The organism is Actinomyces sp. SKVG-SVH-4(1), from assembly GCF_048514265.1.
Lineage (GTDB): Bacteria > Actinomycetota > Actinomycetes > Actinomycetales > Actinomycetaceae > Actinomyces > Actinomyces oris.
Genome location: NZ_JBGEVE010000014.1, coordinates 1 through 24,999, shown reverse-complemented (window position 1 = coordinate 24,999; position 24,999 = coordinate 1). Strand labels below are relative to the sequence as shown.

Genomic DNA, 24,999 nt, shown 5'->3' with positions numbered 1-24,999 from the left:
GGTCGTCTCAGAGACGCATGCCGAGTGCCCCCAGCATGGGGCGCATCTTGGCGGTCGTCTCCGCCAGCTCGTCGACCGGCTCGGAATCCGGCATGATGCCGCCGCCCCCGAACACTCTCGCGGGGGACTGCGGTCCGGGCCCCGCCTCGGGCAGCTGGGCGCTGCGCAGCGCGATGCACCACTCGCCCTCGCCGTGCCAGTCCACCCAGCCCACCGGCCCGGCGTAACGCCCCCGGTCCATGGACTCGGCCTCCTCAATGAGGCGGGCCGCCGCCTGAGTCGGTGTCCCGCACACGGCCGCCGTCGGGTGCAGCGCGTCCACCAGAGCAAGCGCCCCCGTGTCCCCGGCGACCACTCCGGTGACGTCACTGGCCAGGTGCAGCACATTCGGCAGCGTCAGGACGAAGCGGGCCGGGGCCTCCACCACCGAGCACAACGGCTCCAGCGCCGTGATCGCCGAGTCGCGGGCCAGCTCATGCTCCCGGTTGTTCTTCTTCGAACCCTCCAGCCAGGACGCCAGGCGCGCGGTCGCCAGGGCGTCCTCGCCGGCGTGCCGGCGTGCCGTTCCGGCCAGCACCCTGCTCATGAGGCGCCGATCCCGCAGGCGCAGCAGCAGCTCGGGGCTGGCCCCCACCATCTGGTCGACGGCGAATACCCAGGTGGAGGGGTAGTCGCGGGCCAGGTGCCGCAGCACCGTGCCGGTGGCCAGCGGCGCGCCCGGGTAGGCCAGCACGTCGCGGGCCAGGACGACCTTGCGGGCCTGCCCGGCACGCATCCGCTCCTGCGTGGCGCAGACCGCCCGGCACCACTGCTCCTCGCTGAGGGCCCCGGCCTCAACGGCGGTGGCGCCGCCGGAGTCCCCGGAGTCGCTGTCGGCTCCGGCTGGATCCCGGTCGACCGCTGCGCGAGCATCGGCTACCAGTGCCTTGAGGAGCGAGCCGGGATCCGGGTGCTCCGGCTCAGTCCCGTCGTCAGCCCCGGACACCACTGTCGTCAGCCAGGCGCCGGAGTCGTCCAGCCCGACGAGGACCTCGGGAACCACCAGGACCGAGGACTGCCCCGAGGCGGGGGAGAAGGTGATCGCGCCCAGCGCCACAGGCCCGGTCCCGGGGCGGACCAGCGCATCACGCCACCAGGCCACGCCGACCACGGCCCGCCACGCGGCCCGCAGCGCCTCGATGCGCTCCGCCCCGTGGGCCTCGATCACCAGGACGCGGCCCAGGCCGATGAGTCCGCGCCCCTCGTGCACCCAGGAGCTGACATCCTCGCGGCCCGCCAGCAGATCGATGAGAGCCAGCCCGTCCAGCGCGCCCTCGGGCAGCTCATGGGTGCGGAAGGACAGGTGCGGCGGCGCGGCCAGGCAGTGCTCCGCCCTCACGACTCTGCCCTCACGACGTCGGCCCCGGGTCGCCGCTCAGACCGGTTCTCACTGCTCGCCCCGGGCGGGCACGGGCCGAGTGGCCCGGTGGACCGCGACGATCCCGCCGGAGAGGTTCTTGTAGCCCACGCCCCGCCAACCGGCCTCCTGCATGAGGCCTGCCAGCTCCCGCTGGTCCGGCCAGGCCAGGATCGACTCGCCCAGGTAGTCGTAGGCCTCGGTGTTCGACGAGACCAGACGGGCGGCGGCCGGCAGGGCGCTGCCCAGGTAGAAGCGGTACAGGTGGCGGAAGGCCGGCCAGACCGGGGTGGAGAACTCCGCGATGACGATCCTTCCGCCCGGAACCGTCACCCGGCGCATCTCCGACAGCGCCCGCGCCGTGTCCTGCACGTTGCGCAACCCGTAGGAGATGGTGACGACGTCGAAGCTCTCATCGGCGAAGGGCAGCGCCGTGGCGTCCCCGGCCACGAAGGCGATCTCGGGGTGGCGGCGCTTGCCCTCGGCCACCATGCCGGTGGAGAAGTCGCAGGCCACGACCTCGGCGCCGTCGGCGGCGTACTCCACCGAGGAGGTGCCGGTCCCCGCGGCCAGGTCCAGGACGCGCGTCCCCGGCCTCGCGGCGACGGCCGCGCGCGTCACCCGACGCCACATGTGCACCTGGAACAGGCTCATCACGTCATTGGACAGGTCGTAGCGGCGCGCGACGGCGTCGAACATCCCGGCGACCTCGCGCGGGTCCTTGGCGAGGCTGGCTCGAAGGGGGGATCGGCTCATGGGGGTCATCATCGCAAATCCCGGCCGCGGTCTCGCAGCCAAGGCGTGCCGCAGACCGCTCCCAGCCGGCCTCCGACCGCGTCGGTGCCGTTCTAGGACGCAGGTCCCGTCCGACACTGTTGAAATTCGTCACTCACTCGCAGCGTAATTCTGGGGCGTCGTCATCTGTCGTTGAGGTGGGGACTTCTCTGAGGATTGCCGTCACGGCAACGAAAACTGCGGTTCGCCTCCTGTCTCGCCGCTCCCGTCATGGAGGTGTCGGCCGCCTGGGTACAGTCGGCACAGGCTCCGCCCCGTGCGGGGCCTGCATTACGGTGCCAACTGTGATGCCTACGACTATGCCCGCAGTACCAGCAGTGCCGAGGAGGGAAGCCCGAGTGACCCAGGCAGCCGCCCAGTCCAGCGCCTCTGCCACTGCCGACGTCATCGTCGTCGGGGCCGGCCCGGCCGGATCCTCCGCGGCCTACCACATGGCCACTCTCGGTCTCGACGTCATCCTCCTGGAGAAGCAGGAGCTCGGCCGCGACAAGGTCTGCGGGGACGGCCTGACCCCCTCGGCCGTGCGCGAGCTGGTCTCCATGGGGATGGACACCACCGGCTGGCAGCGCAACCGCGGCCTACGCGTCATCGGCGGCGGCCACCTCCTCCACTTCCCCTGGCCGGAGCAGGCCTCCTTCCCCTCCTACGGGATGGCCCGCCCCCGCGCCCTGCTCGACCGCGACCTGGCCGAGCACGCCGCCGCGGCCGGAGCCCGCCTGCTCACCGGCGTCACGGTCACCGCCCCCGTCACCTCTCCCACCGGGCGCGTCACCGGCGTCGAGGCCCGCCCCACCAACCGGGTCGCCTACCCCGGCATCGAGGGGCCCACCACCTTCACCGCCCCGCTGGTCGTCGACGCCGGAGGCGTCTCGGCCCGCCTGGCCACCGCCGTCGGGCGCACCAAGAACGAGCGCCGCCCCATGGGCGTGGCCGTGCGCGCCTACTTCCGCTCCCCGCGCGCCAAGGACGCCTGGATGGAGTCCCGCCTCGAGCTGTGGGACGGCACTCCCGGCAAGTCCGACCTCCTGCCCGGCTACGGCTGGATCTGGTCCGTGGGGGAGGGGCTGGTCAACGTCGGACTCGGCTCGGTCTCCTCGCGCGCCCAGGCCACTGCCATCGACTACCGCGCCGTGTTCAACCGCTGGATGGACAACGTCCCGGCCTCCTGGGGCTTCACCAAGGAGAACCAGGTCGGCGGCCTGGTCAGTGCCGCCCTGCCCATGGCCTTCAACCGCAAGCCGCACTACGCCGACGGCCTCATGCTGCTGGGCGACGCAGGCGGCATGGTCTCGCCCTTCAACGGCGAGGGCATCGCCCAGGCCCTCATGTCCGGCCGCCTGGCCGCCCAGGCCGCCGCCCAGGCATCCGCCCGCACGACCACCTCCGGCCGTGAGCAGGTCCTGGCCCAGTACCCCAAGGCCCTCAGCTCCGAGATGGGCGGCTACTACACGCTCGGCCGTGTCTTCGTCGCCCTCATCGAGCACCCCGAGGTCATGCGCCTGTGCACCCGCTACGGGCTGCCGCGCAAGCGCCTCATGAAGCTCGTCACCAAGCTCCTGTCCGACGGGTGGGAGCGCCGCGGCGGCGACGGAATCGACCACTTCATCCAGCTCCTGACAAGGATGGTGCCGGAAGCATGAACCCCTACGCCTCCCTGCTCATCATGGCCGCGCTGGCCCTCCTGGTGGCCGTCGGCGGTCTGGCCATGAGCGCCATCATCAGCCCCGCCCGGCGCAACCGGGTCAAGGTCGCCAACTACGAGTGCGGCATCGACCCCACCCCCGCCAACACCGAGCACGGGCGCTTCCCCGTCTCCTTCTACCTGGTGGGCATGACCTTCATCATCTTCGACGTCGAGGTGGTCTTCCTCTACCCCTGGGCCACGGCCTTCGGGCGCCTGGGCTTCTTCGGGCTGGGGGCGGCCGTCCTGTTCATCGGCCTCATCACCGTGCCCTACATCCTCGAGTGGCGTCGCGGCGGACTGGACTGGGACTGAAGCCGCTCTGACCGGCCAAGACCCAGCCCGACGATCCCAAGGAGAACACAGCAGTGAAGAGCATGAAGAAGCACAACGCCTACATGGCGTCCATCCCGTCCAAGCGGAATGACCCCTACGCCGCCGCTGCCGCCGAGGTGGACAGCCCGGGCTTCCTGCTGACCACCGTCGAGAAGCTCGCGGGCCTGGCCCAGGCCCGCTCCATGTGGCCCGTCACCATGGGCCTGGCCTGCTGCGCCATCGAGATGATGGCCGCCGGCACCCCCCGCTTCGACATGGCCCGCTTCGGCTGGGAGGTCTTCCGCGCCTCCCCGCGCCACGCCGACGTCATGATCGTCTCGGGCCGCGTCTCCCACAAGATGGCCCCCATCGTGCGCAATGTCTACGACTCCATGCCCGAGCCCAAGTGGGTCATCTCCATGGGGGCCTGCGCCTCCTCGGGAGGCATCTTCAACAACTACGCCGTCGTCCAGGGCTGCGACCACATCGTCCCGGTGGACATCTACCTGCCGGGCTGCCCGCCGCGCCCCGAGATGCTCCTCAACGCCATGCTCGAGCTGACCCGCCAGATCGAGAAGAAGCCGCTGTTCAAGCACCGTGAGGAGATCGCCCGCGCCGTCGAGGCCGCCGCGCTGTCGGCCACCCCCACCCATGAGATGAAGGGCCTGCTGGCATGAGTGAGAAGAACGCCCCGGCACACGACTCGGGCTCCGAGGCCCTGACCGAGGCCCCCGAGGCCCCCGCCGTCCCCGAGGTCGCCGGCACCCCCGTGCGCCCCGAGCTGCGCCTGGAGGTCATCACCGCCCCCACCGGCCAGTTCGGCGCCTCCGACGCAGGCGACACCACCGGCTACGGCGAGCACCGCAGCGTCGTCACCCTCGCCCCCGCCGCCGCGCGCCCCTACGGCGGCTGGTTCGACGACGTCGTCGACGCCCTCATCGAGGACCTCCAGGAGGCCGGCATCGACCCGGCCGCCGCCATCGAGAAGGTCGTCATCGAGCACGACGAGCTCACCCTGTTCATCGCCCGCGAGCACCTGCTCGACGTCGCCCGCCCCCTGCGCGACGACCAGGACCTGCGCTTCGAGCTGTGCCTGGGCGTCAGCGGCGTCCACTACCCCGAGCTGGCCGGGCGCGAGCTGCACGCCTGCATCCAGCTCATGAGCCTGACCCACGGCGGACGCCAGCTGCGCCTGCAGGTCGCCTGCCCTGAGACCGACCCGCACGTGCCCTCCCTCGTCTCGCTCTACCCCGGCAACGACTGGCACGAGCGTGAGACCTGGGACCTCATGGGCATCGTCTTCGACGGCCACCCCCACCTGACCCGCACCGCCATGCCCGACGACTGGGTGGGCCACCCCCAGCGCAAGGACTACCCGCTGGGCGGCATCCCCGTCGAGTACAAGGGCGCCCAGACCCCGCCCGCCGACACCCGGAGGTCCTACCGCTGATGAGCACCGCACGCACCTTCCGCGCCTCCGGCCCCGCCACGGACGAGCTGTCCGCCGGCGCCGAGCAGTTCACCGTCAGCGGCGGGGACTGGGACGACGTCGTCGCCCAGATCGCCGAGCGCGACGAGGCCGACCGCCTGCGCAACGACCGGATCGTCCTCAACATGGGTCCGGTCCACCCCTCCACCCACGGCGTGCTGCGCCTGGTCCTGGAGGCCGACGGCGAGGTCGTCACCGAGGTCCGCGTCGGAACCGGCTACCTGCACACCGGTATCGAGAAGAACATGGAGTACCGCACCTGGGTGCAGGGCGAGACCTTCGTGACCCGCATGGACTACGTGGCCCCCTTCTTCCAGGAGGTCGCCTACGCGCTCGCCGTCGAGAAGCTCCTGGGCATCACCGACGACATCCCGGAGAAGGCCACCGTCACCCGTGTGCTGCTCATGGAGCTCAACCGCATCGCCTCCCACGTCGTGGCCGTGGGCACCGGGGGCAACGAGATGGGCGGCACCACGCTCATGACCATCGCCTTCCGCTGCCGCGAGAACATCCTCAAGGCCTTCGAGATGGTCTCCGGGCTGCGCATGAACCACGCCTACATCCGCCCCGGGGGCCTGGCCCAGGACATCCCCGAGGGCTTCACCGAGTTCGTGCGCTCGGTCATGCCGGACATCAAGAAGGACATCCACGAGCTCGAGCTGCTCCTCCTGGAGAACCCGATCCTCAAGTCCCGCTTCATCGGCGTGGGGGAGATCAGCCTGGCCGGAGGGCTCGCCCTGGGCCTGACCGGGCCCTGCCTGCGCGCGGCCGGCTACCCGCTGGACCTGCGGCGCACCAACCCCTACTGCGGCTACGAGACCTACGACTTCCGGGTCCCCACCTACAAGGTCTCCGACTGCTACAACCGCCTGCGCATCCGCCTGGACGAGGCCTACGAGTCCCTCAAGATCGTCTCCCAGTGCCTGGACCGCCTCGAGGAGATCGCCGCCCGCGGCGACGACCCCTCCAACACCACGATGGTGGCCGACCCGACCATCGCCTGGCCCGCCCGCATGTCCATCGCCACCGACGGCCAGGGCCAGTCCCTGGAGCACGTGCGCGAGATCATGGGCAGCTCCATGGAGTCCCTCATCCACCACTTCAAGCTGGTGACCCAGGGCTTCCGGGTCCCGGCCGGGCAGGTCTACCAGACCGTCGAGCACGCCAAGGGGATCCTGGGCGTCCACGCCGTCTCCGACGGCGGCACCCGCCCCTACCGGGTCCACTTCCGCGACCCCTCCTTCTCCAACCTGCAGTCGCTGGCCATGATGGGGGAGGGCGGCATGATCGCCGACCTCGTGCCCACCCTGGCCTCCATCGACCCCGTCCTGGGAGGCGTGGACCGCTGATGAGCACCACCGAGAACGCAGTCAACCCGGCCGTCGAGACCATCGCCACCGTCAGCGCGGTCGGCCCGGTGGGCACCGTCGCGCAAGCCGCCGTGGCCGCCGGCTACAGCGCCGAGGTCGCCCAGGGCCTGCAGGTCGACATCGAGCGGATCATCGCCCGTTACCCGGCGGGCAAGGAGCGCAGCGCCCTCATCCCGATGCTCCACCTCATCCAGTCCGTGGACGGCTACGTCTCCCCGGCCGGCATCGCCCTGTGCGCCGCCCGGCTCGGCCTGGAGCGGGCCGAGGTCAGCGCCGTGGCCACCTTCTACAGCCAGTTCCGCCGTCACCCGGTGGGCACCTACCACGTGGGCGTGTGCACCAACGCCCTGTGCGCCGTCATGGGCGGGGACGAGATCTGGAAGGCGGTTACCGAGCACACCGGCCTTGGCGCCGAGGAGACCAGCGAGGACGGCACCATCAGCCTCGAGCGCGTCGAGTGCAACGCCGCCTGCGACTACGCCCCCGTCGTCATGGTCAACTGGGAGTTCTTCGACAACCAGACCCCCGACTCCGCCGTCGCCATGATCAAGGCCCTCGAGCGCGGAGAGGACGTCGCCCCCACCCGCGGCCCCGAGACCGTCCCCACCTTCCGGGAGAACGAGCGCCTGCTGGCCGGCTTCGAGGACGGCCGCACCGACGAGGGGCGCGGCCCCGGCGAGCCGACCCTGCGCGGCCTGAGCATCGCCCGTGAGCAGGGCTGGACCGCGCCGAAGGAGGAGACCAAGTGAGTGACACCGCCACCTACACCGCGCCGGGGACCCTCACCCCGGTCCTGAGCGACCTGTGGGACCAGGAGCGCTCCTGGACCCTGCAGACCTACCTCGACCACGGCGGCTACGAGGGCCTCAAGAAGGCCAAGACCCTCAGCTGCGAGGAGCTCATCGGCCTCATCAAGGACTCCGGCCTGCGCGGACGCGGCGGCGCCGGCTTCCCCACCGGCCTGAAGTGGTCCTTCCTGCCCCCGGTCGACGGCGGCCCGCGCTACCTCGTGGTCAACGCCGACGAGTCCGAGCCGGGCACCTGCAAGGACATCCCCACGATCATGTCCAACCCGCAGGCGCTCATCGAGGGCATCGCCATCACCTCGCGCGCCATCGGCGGCGACCACGCCTTCGTCTACCTGCGCGGTGAGGTCCCCCACGTCTACCGTCGCCTGCTCAGCGCCGTGCGCGAGGCCACCGAGTCCGGCCTGCTGGACACCGGCTTCGGGCTCGACGGCCAGCAGCGGCTGCGCATCACCGCTCACGCCGGGGCCGGCGCCTACATCTGCGGTGAGGAGACCGCCCTGCTGGACTCCCTGGAGGGCCGCCGCGGCCACCCCCGCCTCAAGCCGCCCTTCCCCGCCGTCGCCGGCCTCTACGCCCGGCCCACGGTGGTCAACAACGTCGAGACCATCGCCTCGGTCCCGGCGATCCTGGCCCGCGGCGCCCAGTGGTACTCCACCATGGGCACCGAGAAGTCCAAGGGCCACGGCATCTTCTCCGTCTCCGGCCACGTGGCCCACCCCGGCCAGTACGAGGCCCCCTTCGGCATCACCATGCGTGAGCTCATCGAGCTCTCCGGCGGCATCCGCCCCGGCCACGAGTTGAAGTTCTGGGTGCCGGGAGGCTCCTCGACGCCGATCTTCGGGCCCGACGAGCTCGACGTCCCCCTGGACTACGAGTCCGTGGCCGAGGCCGGCTCCATGCTGGGAACCCGCGCCCTGCAGGTCTTCGACGAGACCGTCTCCGTGGTGCGCGTGGTCACCCGGTGGACCGAGTTCTACCAGCACGAGTCCTGCGGCAAGTGCACCCCCTGCCGCGAGGGCACCTACTGGATGCGCCAGATCATGCTGCGCCTGGAGGCCGGGCGCGGTCTGCCCGGCGACGTCGAGAAGCTCGAGTCCATCGCCTCCAACATCGCCGGACGCTCCTTCTGCGCCCTGGGTGACGCCTCCGCCACCCCGGTCCTGACCGGCATCAAGCGGTTCCGCGAGGAGTTCGAGGCCGGCTACACCGCCGCCGCCGGCGAGCTCTTCCCCTACGCCGCCTCCTCCGTCTTCGAAAGCGCACGGTGAGCCATGACTGCTGAGACGACCACCAAGAGCTCCGCACCCGCGGCGCCCCCGGCCCCCGAGATGGTCCACATGACCATCGACGGGCAGCCCGTCGAGGTCGAGAAGGGGACCCTCCTCATCCGCGCCGCCGAGCAGGTCGGCGTGCGCATCCCGCGCTTCTGCGACCACCCGCTGCTCGCGCCGTCGGCCAACTGCCGCCAGTGCCTGGTGGAGGTGGCCATGCCGGGGCGCGACGGCGTCGTGCGGCCCATGCCCAAGCCCCAGCCCTCCTGCGCCATGACCGCCATGGAGGGCATGGAGATCTCCACCCAGGCCACCAGCGAGGTCGCCGCCAAGGCTCAGGCCGGCACCATGGAGTTCCTCCTCATCAACCACCCGCTGGACTGCCCGGTGTGCGACAAGGGTGGCGAGTGCCCCCTGCAGAACCAGGCCCTGGAGCTCATGGCCTCCGGCGCCCAGTCCGCCACCCGCTTCACCGACGTCAAGCGCACCTTCCCCAAGCCACTGCGCCTGACCAGCAACATCCTGCTGGACCGCGACCGGTGCATCCTGTGCCAGCGCTGCGTGCGCTTCGCCGACCAGATCCCCGGCGACCCCTTCATCGCCCTCCAGGGCCGCGGCGGCGGGCACCCCTCCTTTGACATGGACGGTGAGCCCGAGCACACCGGGGGCCTGTACTCCGAGCAGATCGGGCGCTTCGACGCCCGCGTCCTGGACTTCTACACCGAGGAGCCCCAGGAGGGGCTCGACGCCGACCTCCAGACGATCCGCGGCGTGCCCTCCCTGAGCGCCCTGGGAGACCTGACCGGCCCCGGCGGCGAGCCCGGCGCCTCCGACGGCACCGACTACGGCCCCGACCTCGGCGCCGGCCGCGAGGACCTGGACGCCTCCGGGCGCCCCTTCGCCTCCTACTTCTCGGGCAACATCATCCAGATCTGCCCCGTGGGCGCCCTGACCTCCGCGAAGTACCGCTTCCGGGCCCGCCCCATGGACCTGGTCTCCACCGACTCCGTCACCGAGCACGACGCCTCCGGCTCCGCCATCCGCGTCGACATGCGCCGCGGCGTCGTCCTGCGTCACCTCGCCGGCAACGACCCCGAGGTCAACGAGGAGTGGATCACCGACAAGGACCGCTTCGCCTTCACCTGGTCCTCCCAGCCTGACCGCCTCACCGTCCCGCTCGTGCGCGACGAGGAGACCGGCGAGCTCGTCTCCACCTCCTGGTCCGACGCCCTGGACGTGGCCGCCCAGGGGCTGGCCCGCGCCGCCGCAGACGGGGGAGTGGGGCTCCTGCCCGGCGGCCGCCTCACCCTGGAGGACGCCTGGGCCTGGTCCCGCTTCGCCCGCACCGCCCTGGGCACCAACGACATCGACCAGCGCGTGCGCAGCCACAGCCAGGAGGAGGACTCCTTCCTGGCCGCCCGCGTGGCCGGCACCGGACTGGGCGCCGTCACCTACCGCCACCTGGAGCGGGCCGGTCAGGTCCTGCTCCTGGGCCTGGAGCCCGAGGACGAGTGCGGCTCCCTGTTCCTGCGCCTGCGCAAGGGCGTGCGCGCCGGCGGCGTCAAGGTGGCCACCGTGACCACCTGCCTGAGCGCCGGCAGCCGCAAGCTCTCCGCCCAGGCCGTCCTCACCCCGCCCGGTGAGGAGGCCCGCGTCGTCGCCCACCTCAGCCAGACCCACCCCGAGCTCGTCGAGGCCCTGCGGGCCGACGGTGCCACCATCCTCATTGGTGAGCGCGCCGCCCGCGTCCCCGGCCTGCTGAGCGTCGCCGACGCCCTGGCCACCGCCACCGGCGCCCACCTGGCCTGGGTGCCGCGCCGCAGCGGCGAGCGCGGCGGCATCGAGGCGGGCCTGCTGCCCGGCCTCCTGCCCGGCGGTCGCCCCGTGGCCGACCCCGAGGCCCGCGCCCAGGTCGAGCAGGCCTGGAACCTGGGCCCCGAGCACCTCCTGCCCGCGACACCGGGCCGCGACGTCACCGCCATCCTCTCGGCGCTCCTGGAGGGGAGCCTGGGCGGCGCGGTTGTCGGCGGCATCGACCTGCGCGACTTCCCCGACCCGGGTCTGGCCCGCGCGGCCCTGGCCGCCAGCGGCTTCACCGTCCAGCTCGAGGTGCGCCGCAGCGAGGTCAGCGAGCATGCCGACGTCGTCCTGCCCGTGGCCCCGGCCGTGGAGAAGAACGGCACCTTCGTCAACTGGGAGGGGCGCGTGCGCCCCTTCGGCCAGGCCCACGTCTCACGCTCGCGCACCGACCGTCAGGTCCTGGGCATGCTCGCCGACGAGATGGGAGTCGACCTGCAGGTCGACGACCTGGTCGTCCTGCACGAGCAGCTCGCCGACCTGGGCCTGTGGCGCGGGCAGCGCCCGTCGGTCGCCTTCGGGCCCGCCCCGGCGGTCTGCGCCGGCGCCCCCGTCGCCGCCGACGACGGCGTCGAGGCCCGACTGACCACCCACAAGCCCATGCTCGACGCCGGGCGCCTCCAGGACGGTGAGCCCTTCCTGGCCGCCACCGCCCTGCGCCCCGTCGCCCGGGTGGGCGCCGACCTCGCCCAGCGCCTGTCGCTGGCAGCCGGCCAGGAGGTGACCGTGGCGACCGCCGCCGGATCGATCACCCTGCCGGCCGTCGTCGGTGGCGTCAGCGACGGCACCGTGTGGCTGCCCGAGTGCTCGGCCGGCTCGACCGTCCACCAGACCCTGGGCGCCGGGCACGGCTCCCAGGTCACCGTGACCCATGCAGCGGAGGTACTGAGGTGAACCCGATCTACGCGGCTCAGGCCGCTGCCGACGACGCCCTGCCCAACGGGGGCGTGACCGCCGACTTCTCCGCCGAGACCTGGTGGCTGACCCTCATCAAGGCCGGCTTCATCGTCGCCTTCCTCATCGTCAGCGTCATGATGGCGCTGTGGGTGGAGCGGCGCGGCCTGGCCCGCATGCAGACCCGCCTGGGCCCCAACGTCAACGGCCCCCTCGGCCTGCTCCAGGCGGTCGCCGACGCCGGCAAGCTCATCATGAAGGAGGACTTCTGGCTCAAGGGGGCCGAGAAAGTCATCTACCTCCTGGCGCCGCTCATCGCCGCCTTCAGCGCCTTCATGGTCTACGCGGTCATCCCCTTCGGGCCGCAGGTGAGCATCTTCGGCCACTCCACGCCCCTGCAGCTGACCGACTTCCCGGTGGCGGTCCTCTACATCCTGGCCATCACCGCCTTCGGTGTCTACGGGATCATCCTGGGCGGCTGGTCCACGCACTCCACCTACCCGCTCTTCGGTGCCGTGCGCAGCGCCGCTCAGGTCATCTCCTACGAGCTGAGCATGAGCCTGTCCATCCTCACGGTCTTCCTGGCCTCGGGGACCATGTCCACCTCCGGGATCGTGACCGCCCAGCAGCGCATCTGGTGGGCCGTGGCGATGGTGCCCAGCTTCATCATCTACGTCATCTCCATGGTCGGTGAGGTCAACCGCCTCCCCTTCGACCTGCCCGAGGCCGAGGGCGAGCTCGTCGCCGGCCACATGGTCGAGTACTCCTCGATGAAGTTCGCCTGGTACTTCCTGGCCGAGTACATCAACATGTTCAACGTCTCGGCCGTGTGCGTCACCCTGTTCCTGGGCGGCTGGCGCTCGGCGATCCTCAGCCTGTTCTGGGAGGGCGCCAACTCCGGCTGGTGGCCGATGCTGTGGTTCGTCGCCAAGGTCTGGGCCGTCATGTTCTTCATGATCTGGACCCGCGGAACCCTCGTGCGCATCCGCTACGACCACTTCATGAAGCTGGGCTGGAAGGTCCTCATCCCGATCTCCCTGGTCTGGTTCGTGCTGGTGGCCGTGGTGCGCGCCTTCCGCACCTTCTCGGGCGCCTCCGTGCAGGCCCTGCTGCTGCCGATGGCCGTCGTGTTCTGCGTCATCATGTTCATCCTCTTCCTCATCCCCGACAAGGAGGAAGAGGAGGAGCTCTACGAGGACTATGAGGACGACGACGAGGATGCGGACGACGAGGACGTCGAGATCCTGGACGCCGAGGACGACCACGTCGCCTTCCTCGAGGGCTTCCCGGTCCCGCCGCCTCCGGGCAGCTCCCTGCCGCCCTCACCGCGCGCCCGCCGCGCCGCCCTGGCGGCGCCGGCGACCGACGCGGCCGGTGACTCCGAGACCGGGGCGGCCACCGCCGTCGGCCTCCTGGAGGACACCGACGTCGATGACGACGACGCAGCCGGTTCCGCAGACTCCGCCGCCTCTGCCGAGTCCCCCGACTCAGCAGGTGTGGCCGGCACGGCAGCTCCGGCCGGTACGGACGCAGCCACCGCCCTGCCCACCTTCACCCTTGACCTCAAGGCCGACCCGGCCGGCGACAAGGACACAGACACGGCCGCTGAGGCACCCCAGGAGGGAAAAGATGACTGATCGCCCCCACCGTTCCCGGGGCTCGCAGCACGATAAGTGGCTGCGCGACGCTCCCTCCGCCCTGGCCCGCGCCTTCGCGCCCGTGGCCGGCTACGGGGTCACCATCTCCTCGATGTTCCGCCCGGTGGTCACCGAGCAGTACCCCTTCGAGCCCCCACAGGTGATGCCCCGCTACCACGGGCGCCACCAGCTCAACCGCTACGACGACGGCCTGGAGAAGTGCATCGGCTGCGAGCTGTGCGCCTGGGCCTGCCCCGCCGACGCGATCTACGTCGAGGCCGCCTCCAACGAGCCCGGCGCCCAGTACTCGCCCGGCGAGCGCTATGGGCGCGTCTACCAGATCAACTACCTGCGCTGCATCTTCTGCGGCATGTGCATCGAGGCCTGCCCCACCCGGGCCCTGACCATGTCCACCGACTTCGATGAGCTCGTCGGTCCCGGCCGTGAGGGCCTCATCTACGAGAAGGAGGACCTGCTGGCCCCCGTGCCCGAGGGCGCCGTGTCCGCGCCCCACCCCATGGTCGAGGGCACCGAGGACGGCGACTACTACCGCGGGAAGGTCGTCGGCTCCACCCAGGCCCAGATCGACTGGGTGCGGAGCCACCGACCCGAGGACCCCAGCCTGGAGTCCGCCCGCGCCAAGGCCGCCCCCGTCTCTGGCCGGGACAGCCGCCACACCGTGAAGGGAGCCCTGCGATGAGCACCCTGCTGATGACCGGAGCCCCCGCCGTCGCCCCGACCGCTCTGACTCAGGACGGTCACCTGGGGCTGGGCGAGGCCATCGTCTTCGGCGTCGTCGCCCTGGTCACCGTGGCCTGCGGCATCGGCGTCCTGACCGCCAAGCGTGCCGTGAACGCCGCCATCAACATGATCGGCATCATGATCTCGCTGGCCGTCCTCTACATCGTCAACGAGTCGCCCTTCATGGGCATCACCCAGGTCGTGGTCTACACCGGCGCCGTCATGACCCTCGTCCTGTTCGTCATCATGCTCGTGGGTGTCGGCGGTGACGAGCCGGTGGGTGCCGCCGGTACCGTCATGAGGCGCCCGGTCCTCATCCTCCTGGGACTGGGGCTGGCCGGTGCCCTGACCGCCGTCGTGTGGCGCTCCACCTTCCCGACGCCGGCCGGGCTCAAGGACGGCGCCAAGGCCGCCCCCGACCTGCTGGCCGTCACGCTCTACCACGACCACGTCGTCACCATGGAGCTGACCGCCATCCTGCTCATCGTCGCCGCCGTCGGCGCCCTGACCCTCACCCACCGCCAGCGCATCCGGGCCCGGCTCAGTCAGCGGGCGGTGGCCGCGGGCAAGATGCAGGACTACGCCGCCAAGGGTGCCCACCCGGGCCAGAAGCCGATGCCCGGCGTCTACGCCTCCACCAACTCCGCCGCCGCCCCGGCCCTGGACGCCCAGGGCGAGGCCGTCGAGGAGTCCGTGCCCCGGGTCCTGCGGGCCCGCGGCCAGGGCCTGGAGCTGTCGGACGTCTCCCCGGAGATGGGACTGGCCCAGCGCTCGGGCACGATCGTCTCCCGTCTGGCCGGGGCCGGCCAGACCGGTCAGGCCGGCGGCCCCCGGGACGCCCGCCGCTCCGGGATGCCCTCCATGCCGGGCGCCGCCGCCCCCACCGTCAAGCAGCCCGTCCTCAGCGATGACGGGGCAGCCGACTCGGCCGCCCCGGAGCAGAAGGAGGAGAAGTGAGTCTCCCCATCACCGTCTACCTCATCCTGGCCGGGGTGCTGTTCACCCTGGGGGCGCTCACGGTGCTGCTGCGCCGCAACGCCATCATCGAGCTCATGGGGGTTGAGCTCATGCTCAACTCCGTCAACCTGGTCCTGGTCACCTTCTCCCGGATCCACGGCAACCTCACCGGCCAGGTCTTCGCCTTCTTCGTCATGGTGGTGGCCGCCGCCGAGGTCGTGGTGGGTCTGAGCATCGTCGTATCCATCTTCCGCACCCGCAGGTCCACGTCGGTCGACGACGAGAACCTGCTCAAGAACTGAGGGGAGAGACCACCGACATGCTTCCCGCTCCTGTCACCGCCGTCGTGACGCCCCTGACCGAGGCCACCGGGCTGGCCTCCTGGGCCTGGCTGCTCATCGCCGTCCCCGCGGCCTCCGCCGCGTTCCTGCTGCTGGCCGGCCGCCGATCCAACGCCTGGGGCCACTGGCTGGGCCTGGCCGCCTCCTTCGCCGCCGCCTGCCTCGGCGTGGGCATCCTCGTGCAGGTCCTGGGCCTGCCCGCTGAGGAACGCGTCATCGGCCTGCCCCTCTACCACTGGTTCTCCGCCGGGAACCTGAGCGTCGACGTCGGCCTGCGCCTGGACCCGCTGTCGCTGACCTTCGTCATGCTGGTCACCTGCGTCGGCTTCCTCATCCACCTGTACTCGGTGGCCTACATGGCCCACGACCGCGACCGGCGCCGCTTCTTCGCCTACCTCAACCTCTTCATCGCCGCGATGCTCACCCTGGTCCTGGGTGACTCCTACATCGTGCTCTTCGTCGGCTGGGAGGGCGTGGGGCTGGCCTCCTACCTGCTCATCGGCTTCTGGAACACCGCCGACGCCGACGCCCCCCAGGGCGAGCAGGCCACCAGCCGCGAGAACGCCGCCGCTGCCAAGAAGGCCTTCATCATGAACCGTGTGGGCGACGTCGGCCTCCTGCTGGCCATGATGACGATGGTCGGCCAGATCGGCTCGGTCTCCTTCGACGCCGTCTCCGCCGCCTCCCTCGACGGCTCGGTGAGCACCGGCTGGCTCACCGCCATCGGCTTCTTCCTGCTCCTGGCGGCCTGCGGTAAGTCCGCCCAGTTCCCCCTCCAGGCCTGGCTGGGTGACGCCATGGCCGGCCCCACGCCGGTCTCGGCCCTCATCCACGCCGCCACCATGGTCACCGCGGGCGTCTACCTCATGGTCCGCTCCGCCGCCGTCTTCGAGGGCGCCCCCAGCGCCCAGACGGCCGTGGCCGTCATCGGCGCCATCACCCTGCTGCTGGGGGCCGTCATCGGAAGCGCCAAGGATGACATGAAGAAGGTCCTGGCCGCCTCCACCATGAGCCAGATCGGCTACATGATGCTGGGAGCGGGCCTGGGTCCGGTCGGCTACGCCTTCGCCATCTTCCACCTGCTCACCCACGGCTTCTTCAAGGCCCAGCTCTTCCTGGGGGCCGGCTCGGTCATGCACGCCATGGGCGACCAGGTCAACATGCGCCGCTTCGGTGGCCTGCGCGGAGCCATGACGATCACCTGGATCACCATGGGCATCGGCTGGCTCGCCATCCTGGGGGTGCCGCCCTTCTCCGGATTCTGGTCCAAGGACCGCCTCATCGAGGCCGCCTTCGTCGGCGAGGGCGCCAAGCCCTGGATCCTGGGGACCATCGCCCTGCTGGGCGCGGGCCTGACCGCCTTCTACATGTCCCGCCTGTTCTTCATGATCTTCCACGGCAAGCAGCGCTGGACCACCGAGAAGGACCTGGAGGGCGAGGTCCACCCCCACGAGTCCGGCTGGCTCATGACCCTGCCCCTGATCGTCCTGTCCGTGTTCTCCGCGGGCCTGGGCGGGCTGCTGACCTACAACAACATGTTCGTCACCTGGCTGGAGCCGGTCACCGGTCACGCCGAGCACGGTGAGCCGGTCCTGCCGGCCACCGTCATCATGGGCGCCACCCTCGCGCTGGTCGTCGTCGGGGTTCTCGTGGCCTGGTGGATGTACGTGCGCCGCCCGGTGCCCGTCGTCCTGCAGCCGGCCAACCCCCTGGTGGAGGCCGCCCGCAAGGACATGTACCAGGACGCCATCAACGAGGCCCTGGCCATGCGCACCGGCCAGGGACTGGTCCTGGCCACCGACGCCGTCGAGCGCTACGTCGTCGACGGCGCCATCGAGGGTGCCGCCGCGGGCACCGGCGCCCTGGGGCGCCTGACCCGCCGTACCGAGTCCGGGTACGTGCGCTCCTACGCCGGCTACATGCTGGCCGGAACGGTCCTCGTACTCATCGCCGTCCTGGCCGCCAGGTTCTGAGAGGACACGACACATGCCGACTCTTCCCGCATCGCTGCCCGTCCTGACCGTCATGGCGATCACGCCGCTGGCCGGGGCGCTCCTGCTGTGGCTGGTCCCGCCGCTGCGCCGGCTCCACGCCCGCGCCGTGGGCCTCGTGTTCTCCCTGGCGGTCCTCGCCCTGGGGCTGTGGGCGCTGAGCGCCTTCGACCTGGCTCAAGCCAGCACCGTCCAGCTGACCGACACTCACTCCTGGATCCCCGCCATCGGCGCCTCCTGGGCCCTGGGTGTCAACGGCCTGGGCCTGTCCATGGTGCTGCTGGGCGCCTTCGTCACGCCCCTGGTGCTGCTCGCCTCCTGGGGTGAGGTCCCCGCCGACCGGCAGGGCCTGTTCACCGGGCTCGTCCTGACGCTGGAGTTCTTCGTCGTCGTCATCTTCTCGGCCCGGGACCTGCTGCTGTTCTACCTGTGCTTCGAGGCGATGCTCATCCCGGTGTACTTCCTCATCGGCTGCTTCGGCGGGCAGAATCGCCAGCGCGCCGCCCTGAAGTTCCTCCTGTACTCCCTGGCCGGCGGGCTCATCATGCTCATCGGCGTCATCGCCGTCCACCTGCACTCCGCCAAGAACGGCGTCCCCAGCTTCCTCATCGACTCGGTGGCGGCCAACCTGCACGTGTCCACCTCCGTCGGTCACTGGATCTTCCTGACCTTCTTCATCGCCTTCGCGATCAAGGCGCCACTGGTCCCGGTCCACACCTGGCTGCCCGACACCGCCGAGCAGGCCACCCCGGGCACCTCGGTGCTGCTCATCGGCATCCTCGACAAGATCGGCACCTTCGGGATGATTACCCTGGTCCTGCCGATCTTCCCGGAGGCCTCCCGCTGGGCCGCCCCGGTGATCCTGGTCCTGGCTGTCGTCTCCATCATCTACGGGGGCCTGGCCGCCATCGCCCAGGACAACCTCTACCGCCTCATCTCCTACACCTCCGTGAGCCACTTCGGCTTCATGGTCCTGGGAATCTTCATCGGCAACCAGGTGGCTGCCAACGGCGCCATGGTCTACATGGTGGCCCACGGGCTGTCCATCGCCGGCCTCTACCTGGTCACCGGCTTCATGGCCCGGCGCACCGGGACAGTCGCCATCAGCGAGCTCGGCGGCATCGCCCGGGTCATGCCGCTGGTGGCCGGCACCTTCCTGGTCAGCGGGCTGGCCTCCATCGCCCTGCCGGGCCTGAGCGGGTTCGTGCCCGAGTGGATGGTGCTCACCGGCACCTTCTCGGTCTCGCTGGCCCTGGGCGGTGCGGCCGTCGTCGGCGTCGTCATCGCCGCCGTCTACATGCTGCTGCCCTACCAGCGGGTCTTCACCGGGGCGCCCGCCCCCGAGCGCGTGGGCAGCCCCGACCTCGACGGGCGCGAGCGCCTCGTCGTCGTCCCTATCATCGCCGCGATGCTCGCGCTCGGACTGGCCCCGGGCGTCTTGACGTCCGCCTTCGACGACGTCGCCCGGCAGGTCGCGCTCACGGTCACCAGCTCCTCGCAGGCTGAGGCCTCAGCCCGCGGCGCCGGTGACAGCCCCGATGCCGGCGGTGCGACTGACGCTCCCGCCGCCTCCACCGCTACGGAAGGGAACACCAAGTGAGCCCCTCAGCCACTGCCCCGATCGTCAACTGGGACGCCCTGACGCCGGTCCTCATCATCCTGGGCGCCGGTGTCCTGGGGGTCCTCGTGGAGGCCTTCATCGCTCGTCCCGCCCGTCTGGCCATCCAGTCCACGCTGAGCTTCCTGGCCATCCTGGCCTCCGGGGTCTCCCTGTTCCTGCGCTGGGGCGAGGTCAGGGCCGCCGGGGCCGCCGCCGCGGCCGTGCCCCAGTTCCAGCTCCCCAAGGGCTTCCTGCCGGGCGCCCGCATGTCCGCGGGCCTGACCGAGGACCCCTTCTCCATCGCCGCCCAGGGCATCCTCCTGGTCATCGGGCTGCTGGCCGTCCTGGTGATGGCCGACCGCACCTCGGTCGGTGATGGGGCCTTCGCGGCCCAGGCCGCCGACCGGCCCGGCAGCGCGGAGGAGAGCGAGTCCATCCTGGCCGGCTGGACCACGACCGAGATCTTCCCCCTGACCCTGTTCTCACTGGGCGGCATGATGCTCTTCGGGGCCAGCAGTGACCTCATCACGCTGTTCGTCATCCTGGAGATGATCTCCCTACCGCTGTACATCCTGGCGGCCACCGCCCGCCACCGCCGGCTCCTCAGCCAGGAGGCGGCGCTGAAGTACTTCGTGCTGGGGGCCTTCGCCTCCGCCTTCCTCCTCATGGGCTCGGCCCTGCTCTACGGGGTGGCCGGCGCCGTCGACTACAAGACCCTGGGCGAGGCCGTGAGCAGCGCGGCGGGGCAGGACTGGCTCATCCTGGCCGGCCTCATGCTGGTGATCGTCGGCCTGCTGTTCAAGGTGGCGGCCGTGCCCTTCCACGCCTGGAGCCCGGACGTCTACCAGGGCGCCCCCACCCCGGTCACCGGGTTCATGGCCGCCGGCGTCAAGGCCGCCGCCTTCCTAGCCCTGGTGCGCTTCTACTACCTGATCGCCGGCGCCATGGGCTGGGACCTGGCCCCCGCCCTGTGGGCCGTGGCAGCACTGACCATGCTCCTGGGCACCGTCGTCGGGGTGGTTCAGCGCGACGTCAAGCGCATGCTCGCCTACTCGGCCATCGCCCACGCCGGCTTCATGCTCATCGGGATCGGGGCCTACTCCAAGGCGGCGATCTCCGCGCTCAGCTTCTACGCCCTGACCTACGGGATCGCCACCGTGGGGGCCTTCGGCATCATCACCCTGGTGCGCTCCCACCGCGACGGCTCCGTGGGCGGTGAGGACGGCGACCTGGATGCCTTCAAGGGCCTGGGACGCCGCAGCCCCTGGGCGGCCGGTGCCATGACCGTCTTCCTGCTGTCCTTCGCCGGAGTGCCCCTGACGGCCGGCTTCATGGCCAAGTTCCGGCTCTTCGCCACCGGCCTGAGCGGCAACGGGACGCCCTTCGTCATCCTCGCCGTCGTCTGCTCGGCCGTGACCGCCTTCTTCTACATGAGGCTCATCGTGCTCATGTTCTTCCATGAGCCCGACGGCGAGCGCTCCGTGGTCGTGGGCAGCCGCGGCCCGATCATCCTGGCGGTCAGCGTTGCGGTGATGGCCACAATCGGGTTGGGCATTTTGCCGCAGACCGCCTTCGACCTGTTCGACCAGACGGCTATGCTCCTTCCGTGATCGGATCACTGCCGCTGAGCGCCCCCGAGCTGGAGTCGCGCATCATCCCCGCCCTCCAGACCATTGAGGACCGCCTCATGGAGGTGGTCACCAGCGCCGACGAGACCATCAATCCGCCGACCTCGCACCTGGCCGAGGCCGGGGGCAAGCGCCTGCGCCCGGTCCTGGCCCTGCTGACCGCCCAGCTCGGCGACCCGGCCTTGGCCACCGGTGAGGAGATCCGCGACGCCGGGGTGGCCGTGGAGCTGACCCACATCGCCACCCTCTACCACGACGACGTCATGGACGAGGCCCCGCTGCGCCGCGGCGCCCCGAGCGCTCAGACCGTGTGGGGCAACTCCGCCGCCATCCTCACCGGCGACGTCCTCGTGGCCCGGGCCTCCCAGCTGGTGGCGGCCCTCGGCCCGGAGGCCGTCATGGCCCACGCCAAGACCTTCGAGCGCCTGTGCATGGGTCAGCTCCACGAGACCCTGCCACGCCCGGCAGGGACCGATCCGGTGGACCACTACATCCAGGTCCTGGCGGACAAGACCGGCTCCCTCATCGCAGTGTCCGCGCGCTACGGGGCGATGCTTACCGGTGCCGGGACGCACACCGAGCAGATCGTGGAGGAGTTCGGCGAGCGGATCGGTGTGGCCTTCCAGCTGGCCGACGACGTCATCGACCTCATGAGCGACTCGGCCACCACCGGCAAGACCCCCGGCACCGACCTGCGCGAGGGAGTGGACACCATGCCGGTCCTCCTCCTGCGCAAGGCCCTGGCGGCCGGCGAGCTCGACGCCGCCGGCCAGGCCATCCTCTCGCGCCTGTCCAGCGGCGACCTGTCCGATGACGCCTTCCTGTCCGACGTCGTCGCTCGCCTGCGTGAGCACCCCGTCCTGGCCCGTACCCGCGAGATGGCCATGGACTGGGCGGCTCAGGCAGTGGAGGGCCTGGAGGGCCTGGAGGAGGCCGTCCTTGACGGAACCCGGCAGCGCCTGGCCCAGGCTGGCATCGAGGGCGAGGCCGCCGCGGCGGCTATGACTGATGCCGGTGAGCGGGTGAGGCAGGTGCGTGCGGCCATGGAGGACTTCGCCCGCATCCTCGTGGACCGGGCCGCCTGAGCATCCGACCTGGGAGCTGATGAAGCCTCCCAACTCCCCATGACTCCCCATGGGTTCATGGGGAGCAGATGGGGAGTGATGGGGAGTTCCCCATCGCGGGTAGTGGATTGCGGTGCATAGGGTGCCACGTACGTGTTCCCAATGCGTTGAAAGGTTCCCGAGATGCCGTCCTCCACGCCGATGTCTCCTGACGCCTGCGCCCGACTGACCCGACGTGGTGTCCTGACCCTGCCCGCCCTGGCCGGTGCGGGGGCTGTCCTATCGGGATGCGGGATGCTCAAGAAGGGCGATGCCGCCTCCTCTGGGAAGAGATCGGGTGCCGCGTCCCCACGTGCTGTTGCGACCGCGACTGGTCCCCACGGTGGGGTGATGCTGGAGGCAGAGTGGAAAGGGGCTCCGCTCTCGGTTGAGGTGGGGCCCGCCGCAGTCAACGGCAAGTACGCTGTCGTGCGCTTGGTGTTATCGACGACCTCGAAAAAGAATGTGGACCTGTCTAAACCATTCGGCTCCGCGTACCACCTGTGGACCATGGTTGCGATCAGAATGCTCTCTTTGGATAAGGGCTTGGTGTATCGCGAACTGGATGAAGAAACGCATCATCTATCTGATGGTGTTGAAAAAGAAAAGCCTTTGGAAGTATTCCCAGTGTTTCATGCGCCGCCTGAGGATGTTAGTGCCGTGGACCTGTTCCTTCCTTATGTGGGTGTCGCTACAGGCGTTCCGGTTTTGAAGGATGCCGAGGCTGATTTCTCGGTGGATGATGTGCTGTCAAAGGCGAAGCTTGACGAGTCGGAGGCGGGGCCGTTCAAGATCGAGACGATGTCCCTGGCAGCTGACGATTCATCGGACACGAAGCAGGATGAGAAGTCGACGACCGTGACGGTGGCCGGGGATGTCACGTTCGCGACCGACTCCGATCAGCTCTCGACTCAGGCTGACAGTGTGCTGGCGACTGTGGTGGAGCAGGTCAAGAAGTATCCCTCTGGCGGGGATCTGACAATCACGGGCCATACCGATGATGTCGCTGATGACGCACACAACCAGGATCTGTCGGAGCGGCGGGCCAAAGCGGTGTCGGAGCGTCTCAAGAAGCTGACGGACTTGTCTGCGTGGAAGGAGTCGGTCTCAGGCAAGGGAGAGTCCTCGCCGCGGGTTGCGAATGACACTGATGAGCACAGGCAGGCCAACCGTCGTGTGGAGATCACGCTGACGCCCTCGAAACCCGCCGAGGCCGGCGCGGTACCAAGCGCGAGCGCGGTACCGTCGTCCGCGATGCCAAAGGCCACCGGTCCTGTGGGCAAGGGACCTGAGGGTGTCGACGTGAAGATCGACGGTAAGACCGCGCACATGGTGATCGACCATGTGGTTCGAGTCGGTAACTACTTGGTTGGAACGGTAGTGGTCACCTCTAGCGAGAAGGTCAGCATGCCGGTTGCTCCCTTCTCCTTGCCTGGAAAAATGATGGAGTTGCGCGGCCTGTCTGGAGTGTGGTATGTGAGCAGCTTAACCATCCTCAGTGGTGGGTTGAGGTATTTGGAAGCCGACTATGCGTACCCCAATGGGAATCGAGTTCCCTTGGCGAATAACTTTGTGTACAGTCTCGAGCCCGGGGCTTCCCAGTCCCTCCCGGTTGTGTGGCCAGACGTCGGCGAGGATAGCATCACGATTGATATGCCGGCAGGTGAATATCTTTATACGAAAGAGCGAGTCGTCGCTCGCCTCACGGACATCCCGGTCGTCAACTCGTAGTGGCCTGGTCACTTAGAAGGGTGGGGTTTGGTCGATGAGGGGTGCGAGTTGGAGGGTGTGGGCTGCCTGCGGGTAGGGGACTGGCTCGTAGGTTCCGGGTTGCTGGCCGGGTTGGGGGCCGCGGGTCTCTAGCCGTGCCCTGCCGTTGGTGTTGGTGCCGGGACCGGTGTGGTTGTCGAGTGCTGTGTCAAGGGCTCGGTTGAGGCGGTTGAGGATGTCGGGGCTGATCTGTTGGCTCAGGTCGGCTGGTATGACGGTGCTGGGGGTGTGGTGCTGGTGGGGTCCGGTCTTGTGGGGTAGGCGGGTGATGGTGCCGTCTGGGTGGCGCTGGTAGATGGTCTTGTCGGGGGTGTGCCAAGACAGGGTCCCGGTGGCTTGGTCTCTGGTGAGTGCCCATCCGGGGGTGTGCTTGAGGCGGTGGTGGGCCTGGCACAAGACCACGAGGTTGTCCAGGCTGGTGGTTCCGCCTTGGCTCCAGGCGGTGAGGTGGTCGATGTCGCAGCGTTCGGCTGGGGTCTGGCAGGTGGGGAAGATGCAGGCCCGGTCGCGGGCGCGTACCAGGTCGGCCAGGCCCGCCGGGGGACGGTAACGGCTCCTGCCGACGTCCACGACGGTGCCGCTTGCTGGGTCGGTGATCAGGCGCCTCCAGGTCCCGCCGGCGGCCAGGGCCCAGGCGGTCAGGGCCGGCACCGCCGCGCTGCGCACCCCGATGCGCACCTCAGCGACCCCGGTAGCCGCAGCGGGCAACGAGGCGGCCGGCTGGGAGGCGGGAGCGGCCAAGGCGGGTTCAGGCAGACTCCTCCCGCTGGAACCGGGCAGACTCCTCCCGTCAGCGGTGGGCAGGCTCCACCCGTTGTCCTGGGGTGCTGCACCGTTGAGGTCGGTCGTGACGGTGGAGTTCTGGTCTGGGGAGGCTCTGCCGGACTTCGGGTGGCGGGGCCCCTTGGAGCACTCGCCGCCTCCGGGGTCACCTCTGCCGGTGGGGTCTTCCGGTGGAGCCAGACCAACCAGGCTGGTCAGGGGGACGGTGACCTGGACGTCGATGTGGATGCTTGCTGGGAGGGGGAGGTGTCCGGTGCCTGAGGGGGTCCACCACGGGCTGGCGGAACCCACCAGGGAGCTCAAGGCCCCCAGGAGTCCTTCCAGGGGCACCCCGTCAGGCAGCACACGTCCCGCAGGGGCAGAACTGCTGGGAGGAGCCAAGGAGGCAGCCAGCTCACTCACACCGCCAAAGTCTCCAGTGCTGCTGCCGAGACCGCCACCACCGCCAGTGCCGCCACTGGTGTCGTTGTCGGGGGCTTGCGTGGGTCTGTGGTAGGCGGTCTGTTGGCTGGTGCGTAGTGTGGACAGGGTCATGGCGGTGATGGCGTCGGCCCGCAGCTGGGCTGGGGTG

At 70.1% G+C, this 24,999-nt stretch carries 20 protein-coding genes; 17 read left to right on the top strand and 3 right to left on the bottom strand.

From position 1 onward, the window contains the following. Positions 1-7 precede the first annotated feature (7 nt). Positions 8-1,378, bottom strand: coding sequence for an isochorismate synthase (locus tag AB7V09_RS10720; protein ID WP_419143742.1), 1,371 nt, complete (start codon positions 1,376-1,378; stop codon positions 8-10). A 48-nt stretch (positions 1,379-1,426) separates the two neighbouring features. Next, entirely contained in the window at positions 1,427-2,152 is a 726-nt protein-coding gene (locus AB7V09_RS10715) for a demethylmenaquinone methyltransferase (RefSeq protein WP_419143741.1), read from the bottom strand. A 377-nt stretch (positions 2,153-2,529) separates the two neighbouring features. Between AB7V09_RS10715 and AB7V09_RS10710 the strand changes: the two genes are divergently transcribed. The 17 genes from AB7V09_RS10710 (at position 2,530) to AB7V09_RS10630 (ending at position 23,606) form a co-directional block, all read left to right on the top strand. Next, the gene (locus AB7V09_RS10710; protein ID WP_279012470.1) at positions 2,530-3,831 is read left to right on the top strand and encodes a geranylgeranyl reductase family protein; all 1,302 of its coding nucleotides are present in this window, start codon (positions 2,530-2,532) and stop codon (positions 3,829-3,831) included. After that, positions 3,828-4,187: an NADH-quinone oxidoreductase subunit A gene (ndhC, locus tag AB7V09_RS10705; RefSeq protein WP_003787163.1), complete on the top strand. Its 360-nt coding sequence runs from the start codon at positions 3,828-3,830 to the stop codon at positions 4,185-4,187. Before AB7V09_RS10710 ends, ndhC begins: the two co-directional genes overlap by 4 nt. A gap of 62 nt (positions 4,188-4,249) precedes the next feature. After that, the gene (locus AB7V09_RS10700) at positions 4,250-4,864 is read left to right on the top strand and encodes an NADH-quinone oxidoreductase subunit B (protein ID WP_175284728.1); all 615 of its coding nucleotides are present in this window, start codon (positions 4,250-4,252) and stop codon (positions 4,862-4,864) included. Next, a complete protein-coding gene (locus AB7V09_RS10695; RefSeq protein WP_101585854.1) occupies positions 4,861-5,637 on the top strand; it encodes an NADH-quinone oxidoreductase subunit C in 777 nt (258 codons plus the stop codon). Before AB7V09_RS10700 ends, AB7V09_RS10695 begins: the two co-directional genes overlap by 4 nt. Further along, positions 5,637-7,025: an NADH-quinone oxidoreductase subunit D gene (locus AB7V09_RS10690; protein ID WP_101558706.1), complete on the top strand. Its 1,389-nt coding sequence runs from the start codon at positions 5,637-5,639 to the stop codon at positions 7,023-7,025. Before AB7V09_RS10695 ends, AB7V09_RS10690 begins: the two co-directional genes overlap by 1 nt. After that, complete coding sequence (gene nuoE / locus AB7V09_RS10685) at positions 7,025-7,795, top strand: NADH-quinone oxidoreductase subunit NuoE (RefSeq protein ID WP_010614071.1); 771 nt, start codon at positions 7,025-7,027, stop codon at positions 7,793-7,795. Before AB7V09_RS10690 ends, nuoE begins: the two co-directional genes overlap by 1 nt. After that, the gene (nuoF, locus tag AB7V09_RS10680) at positions 7,792-9,123 is read left to right on the top strand and encodes an NADH-quinone oxidoreductase subunit NuoF (RefSeq protein WP_003787154.1); all 1,332 of its coding nucleotides are present in this window, start codon (positions 7,792-7,794) and stop codon (positions 9,121-9,123) included. Before nuoE ends, nuoF begins: the two co-directional genes overlap by 4 nt. Positions 9,124-9,126: 3 nt before the next feature. Beyond that, positions 9,127-11,877, top strand: coding sequence for an NADH-quinone oxidoreductase subunit G (locus AB7V09_RS10675; RefSeq protein WP_419143740.1), 2,751 nt, complete (start codon positions 9,127-9,129; stop codon positions 11,875-11,877). Beyond that, positions 11,874-13,514 carry an NADH-quinone oxidoreductase subunit NuoH gene (nuoH, locus tag AB7V09_RS10670; RefSeq protein WP_419143739.1) on the top strand — a complete coding sequence of 547 codons (1,641 nt, stop codon included), beginning with the start codon at positions 11,874-11,876 and terminating at the stop codon, positions 13,512-13,514. The genes AB7V09_RS10675 and nuoH overlap by 4 nt, the downstream gene beginning before the upstream one ends. Continuing rightward, positions 13,507-14,214, top strand: coding sequence for an NADH-quinone oxidoreductase subunit NuoI (gene nuoI, locus AB7V09_RS10665; protein WP_419143738.1), 708 nt, complete (start codon positions 13,507-13,509; stop codon positions 14,212-14,214). The genes nuoH and nuoI overlap by 8 nt, the downstream gene beginning before the upstream one ends. Continuing rightward, positions 14,211-15,212 (top strand): NADH-quinone oxidoreductase subunit J, encoded by a 1,002-nt coding sequence (locus AB7V09_RS10660; protein ID WP_419143737.1) that lies wholly within the window; start codon positions 14,211-14,213, stop codon positions 15,210-15,212. Before nuoI ends, AB7V09_RS10660 begins: the two co-directional genes overlap by 4 nt. Continuing rightward, on the top strand, positions 15,209-15,514 hold the full coding sequence (gene nuoK, locus AB7V09_RS10655) for an NADH-quinone oxidoreductase subunit NuoK (RefSeq protein WP_003787144.1): 306 nt from the start codon (positions 15,209-15,211) through the stop codon (positions 15,512-15,514). Before AB7V09_RS10660 ends, nuoK begins: the two co-directional genes overlap by 4 nt. A 17-nt stretch (positions 15,515-15,531) precedes the next feature. Continuing rightward, positions 15,532-17,526: an NADH-quinone oxidoreductase subunit L gene (nuoL, locus tag AB7V09_RS10650; RefSeq protein WP_075414538.1), complete on the top strand. Its 1,995-nt coding sequence runs from the start codon at positions 15,532-15,534 to the stop codon at positions 17,524-17,526. A gap of 13 nt (positions 17,527-17,539) precedes the next feature. Then, entirely contained in the window at positions 17,540-19,144 is a 1,605-nt protein-coding gene (locus AB7V09_RS10645; protein WP_075414539.1) for an NADH-quinone oxidoreductase subunit M, read from the top strand. Then, the gene (gene nuoN, locus AB7V09_RS10640; RefSeq protein WP_314918967.1) at positions 19,141-20,754 is read left to right on the top strand and encodes an NADH-quinone oxidoreductase subunit NuoN; all 1,614 of its coding nucleotides are present in this window, start codon (positions 19,141-19,143) and stop codon (positions 20,752-20,754) included. Before AB7V09_RS10645 ends, nuoN begins: the two co-directional genes overlap by 4 nt. Continuing rightward, entirely contained in the window at positions 20,751-21,857 is a 1,107-nt protein-coding gene (locus AB7V09_RS10635) for a polyprenyl synthetase family protein (RefSeq protein WP_419143736.1), read from the top strand. The genes nuoN and AB7V09_RS10635 overlap by 4 nt, the downstream gene beginning before the upstream one ends. A 369-nt stretch (positions 21,858-22,226) precedes the next feature. After that, complete coding sequence (locus tag AB7V09_RS10630; RefSeq protein WP_419143735.1) at positions 22,227-23,606, top strand: OmpA family protein; 1,380 nt, start codon at positions 22,227-22,229, stop codon at positions 23,604-23,606. Positions 23,607-23,618: 12 nt separating this feature from the next. Here the strand turns inward: AB7V09_RS10630 and AB7V09_RS10625 are convergent. Beyond that, the coding region (locus tag AB7V09_RS10625) for an HNH endonuclease signature motif containing protein (protein WP_419143734.1) at positions 23,619-24,999 on the bottom strand (1,381 nt) is incomplete at its 5' end.

Bases quoted from the DNA above. Each gene is read 5' to 3' on its own strand.
- AB7V09_RS10715 (WP_419143741.1), bottom strand. From the start codon at position 2,152: ATGAGCCGATCCCCCCTTCGAGCCAGCCTCGCCAAGGACCCGCGCGAG.
- ndhC (WP_003787163.1), top strand. From the start codon at position 3,828: ATGAACCCCTACGCCTCCCTGCTCATCATGGCCGCGCTGGCCCTCCTG.
- AB7V09_RS10700 (WP_175284728.1), top strand. From the start codon at position 4,250: ATGAAGAAGCACAACGCCTACATGGCGTCCATCCCGTCCAAGCGGAAT.
- AB7V09_RS10695 (WP_101585854.1), top strand. From the start codon at position 4,861: ATGAGTGAGAAGAACGCCCCGGCACACGACTCGGGCTCCGAGGCCCTG.
- AB7V09_RS10690 (WP_101558706.1), top strand. From the start codon at position 5,637: ATGAGCACCGCACGCACCTTCCGCGCCTCCGGCCCCGCCACGGACGAG.
- nuoE (WP_010614071.1), top strand. From the start codon at position 7,025: ATGAGCACCACCGAGAACGCAGTCAACCCGGCCGTCGAGACCATCGCC.
- AB7V09_RS10675 (WP_419143740.1), top strand. From the start codon at position 9,127: ATGACTGCTGAGACGACCACCAAGAGCTCCGCACCCGCGGCGCCCCCG.
- nuoI (WP_419143738.1), top strand. From the start codon at position 13,507: ATGACTGATCGCCCCCACCGTTCCCGGGGCTCGCAGCACGATAAGTGG.
- AB7V09_RS10660 (WP_419143737.1), top strand. From the start codon at position 14,211: ATGAGCACCCTGCTGATGACCGGAGCCCCCGCCGTCGCCCCGACCGCT.
- nuoL (WP_075414538.1), top strand. From the start codon at position 15,532: ATGCTTCCCGCTCCTGTCACCGCCGTCGTGACGCCCCTGACCGAGGCC.
- AB7V09_RS10645 (WP_075414539.1), top strand. From the start codon at position 17,540: ATGCCGACTCTTCCCGCATCGCTGCCCGTCCTGACCGTCATGGCGATC.
- AB7V09_RS10630 (WP_419143735.1), top strand. From the start codon at position 22,227: ATGCTGGAGGCAGAGTGGAAAGGGGCTCCGCTCTCGGTTGAGGTGGGG.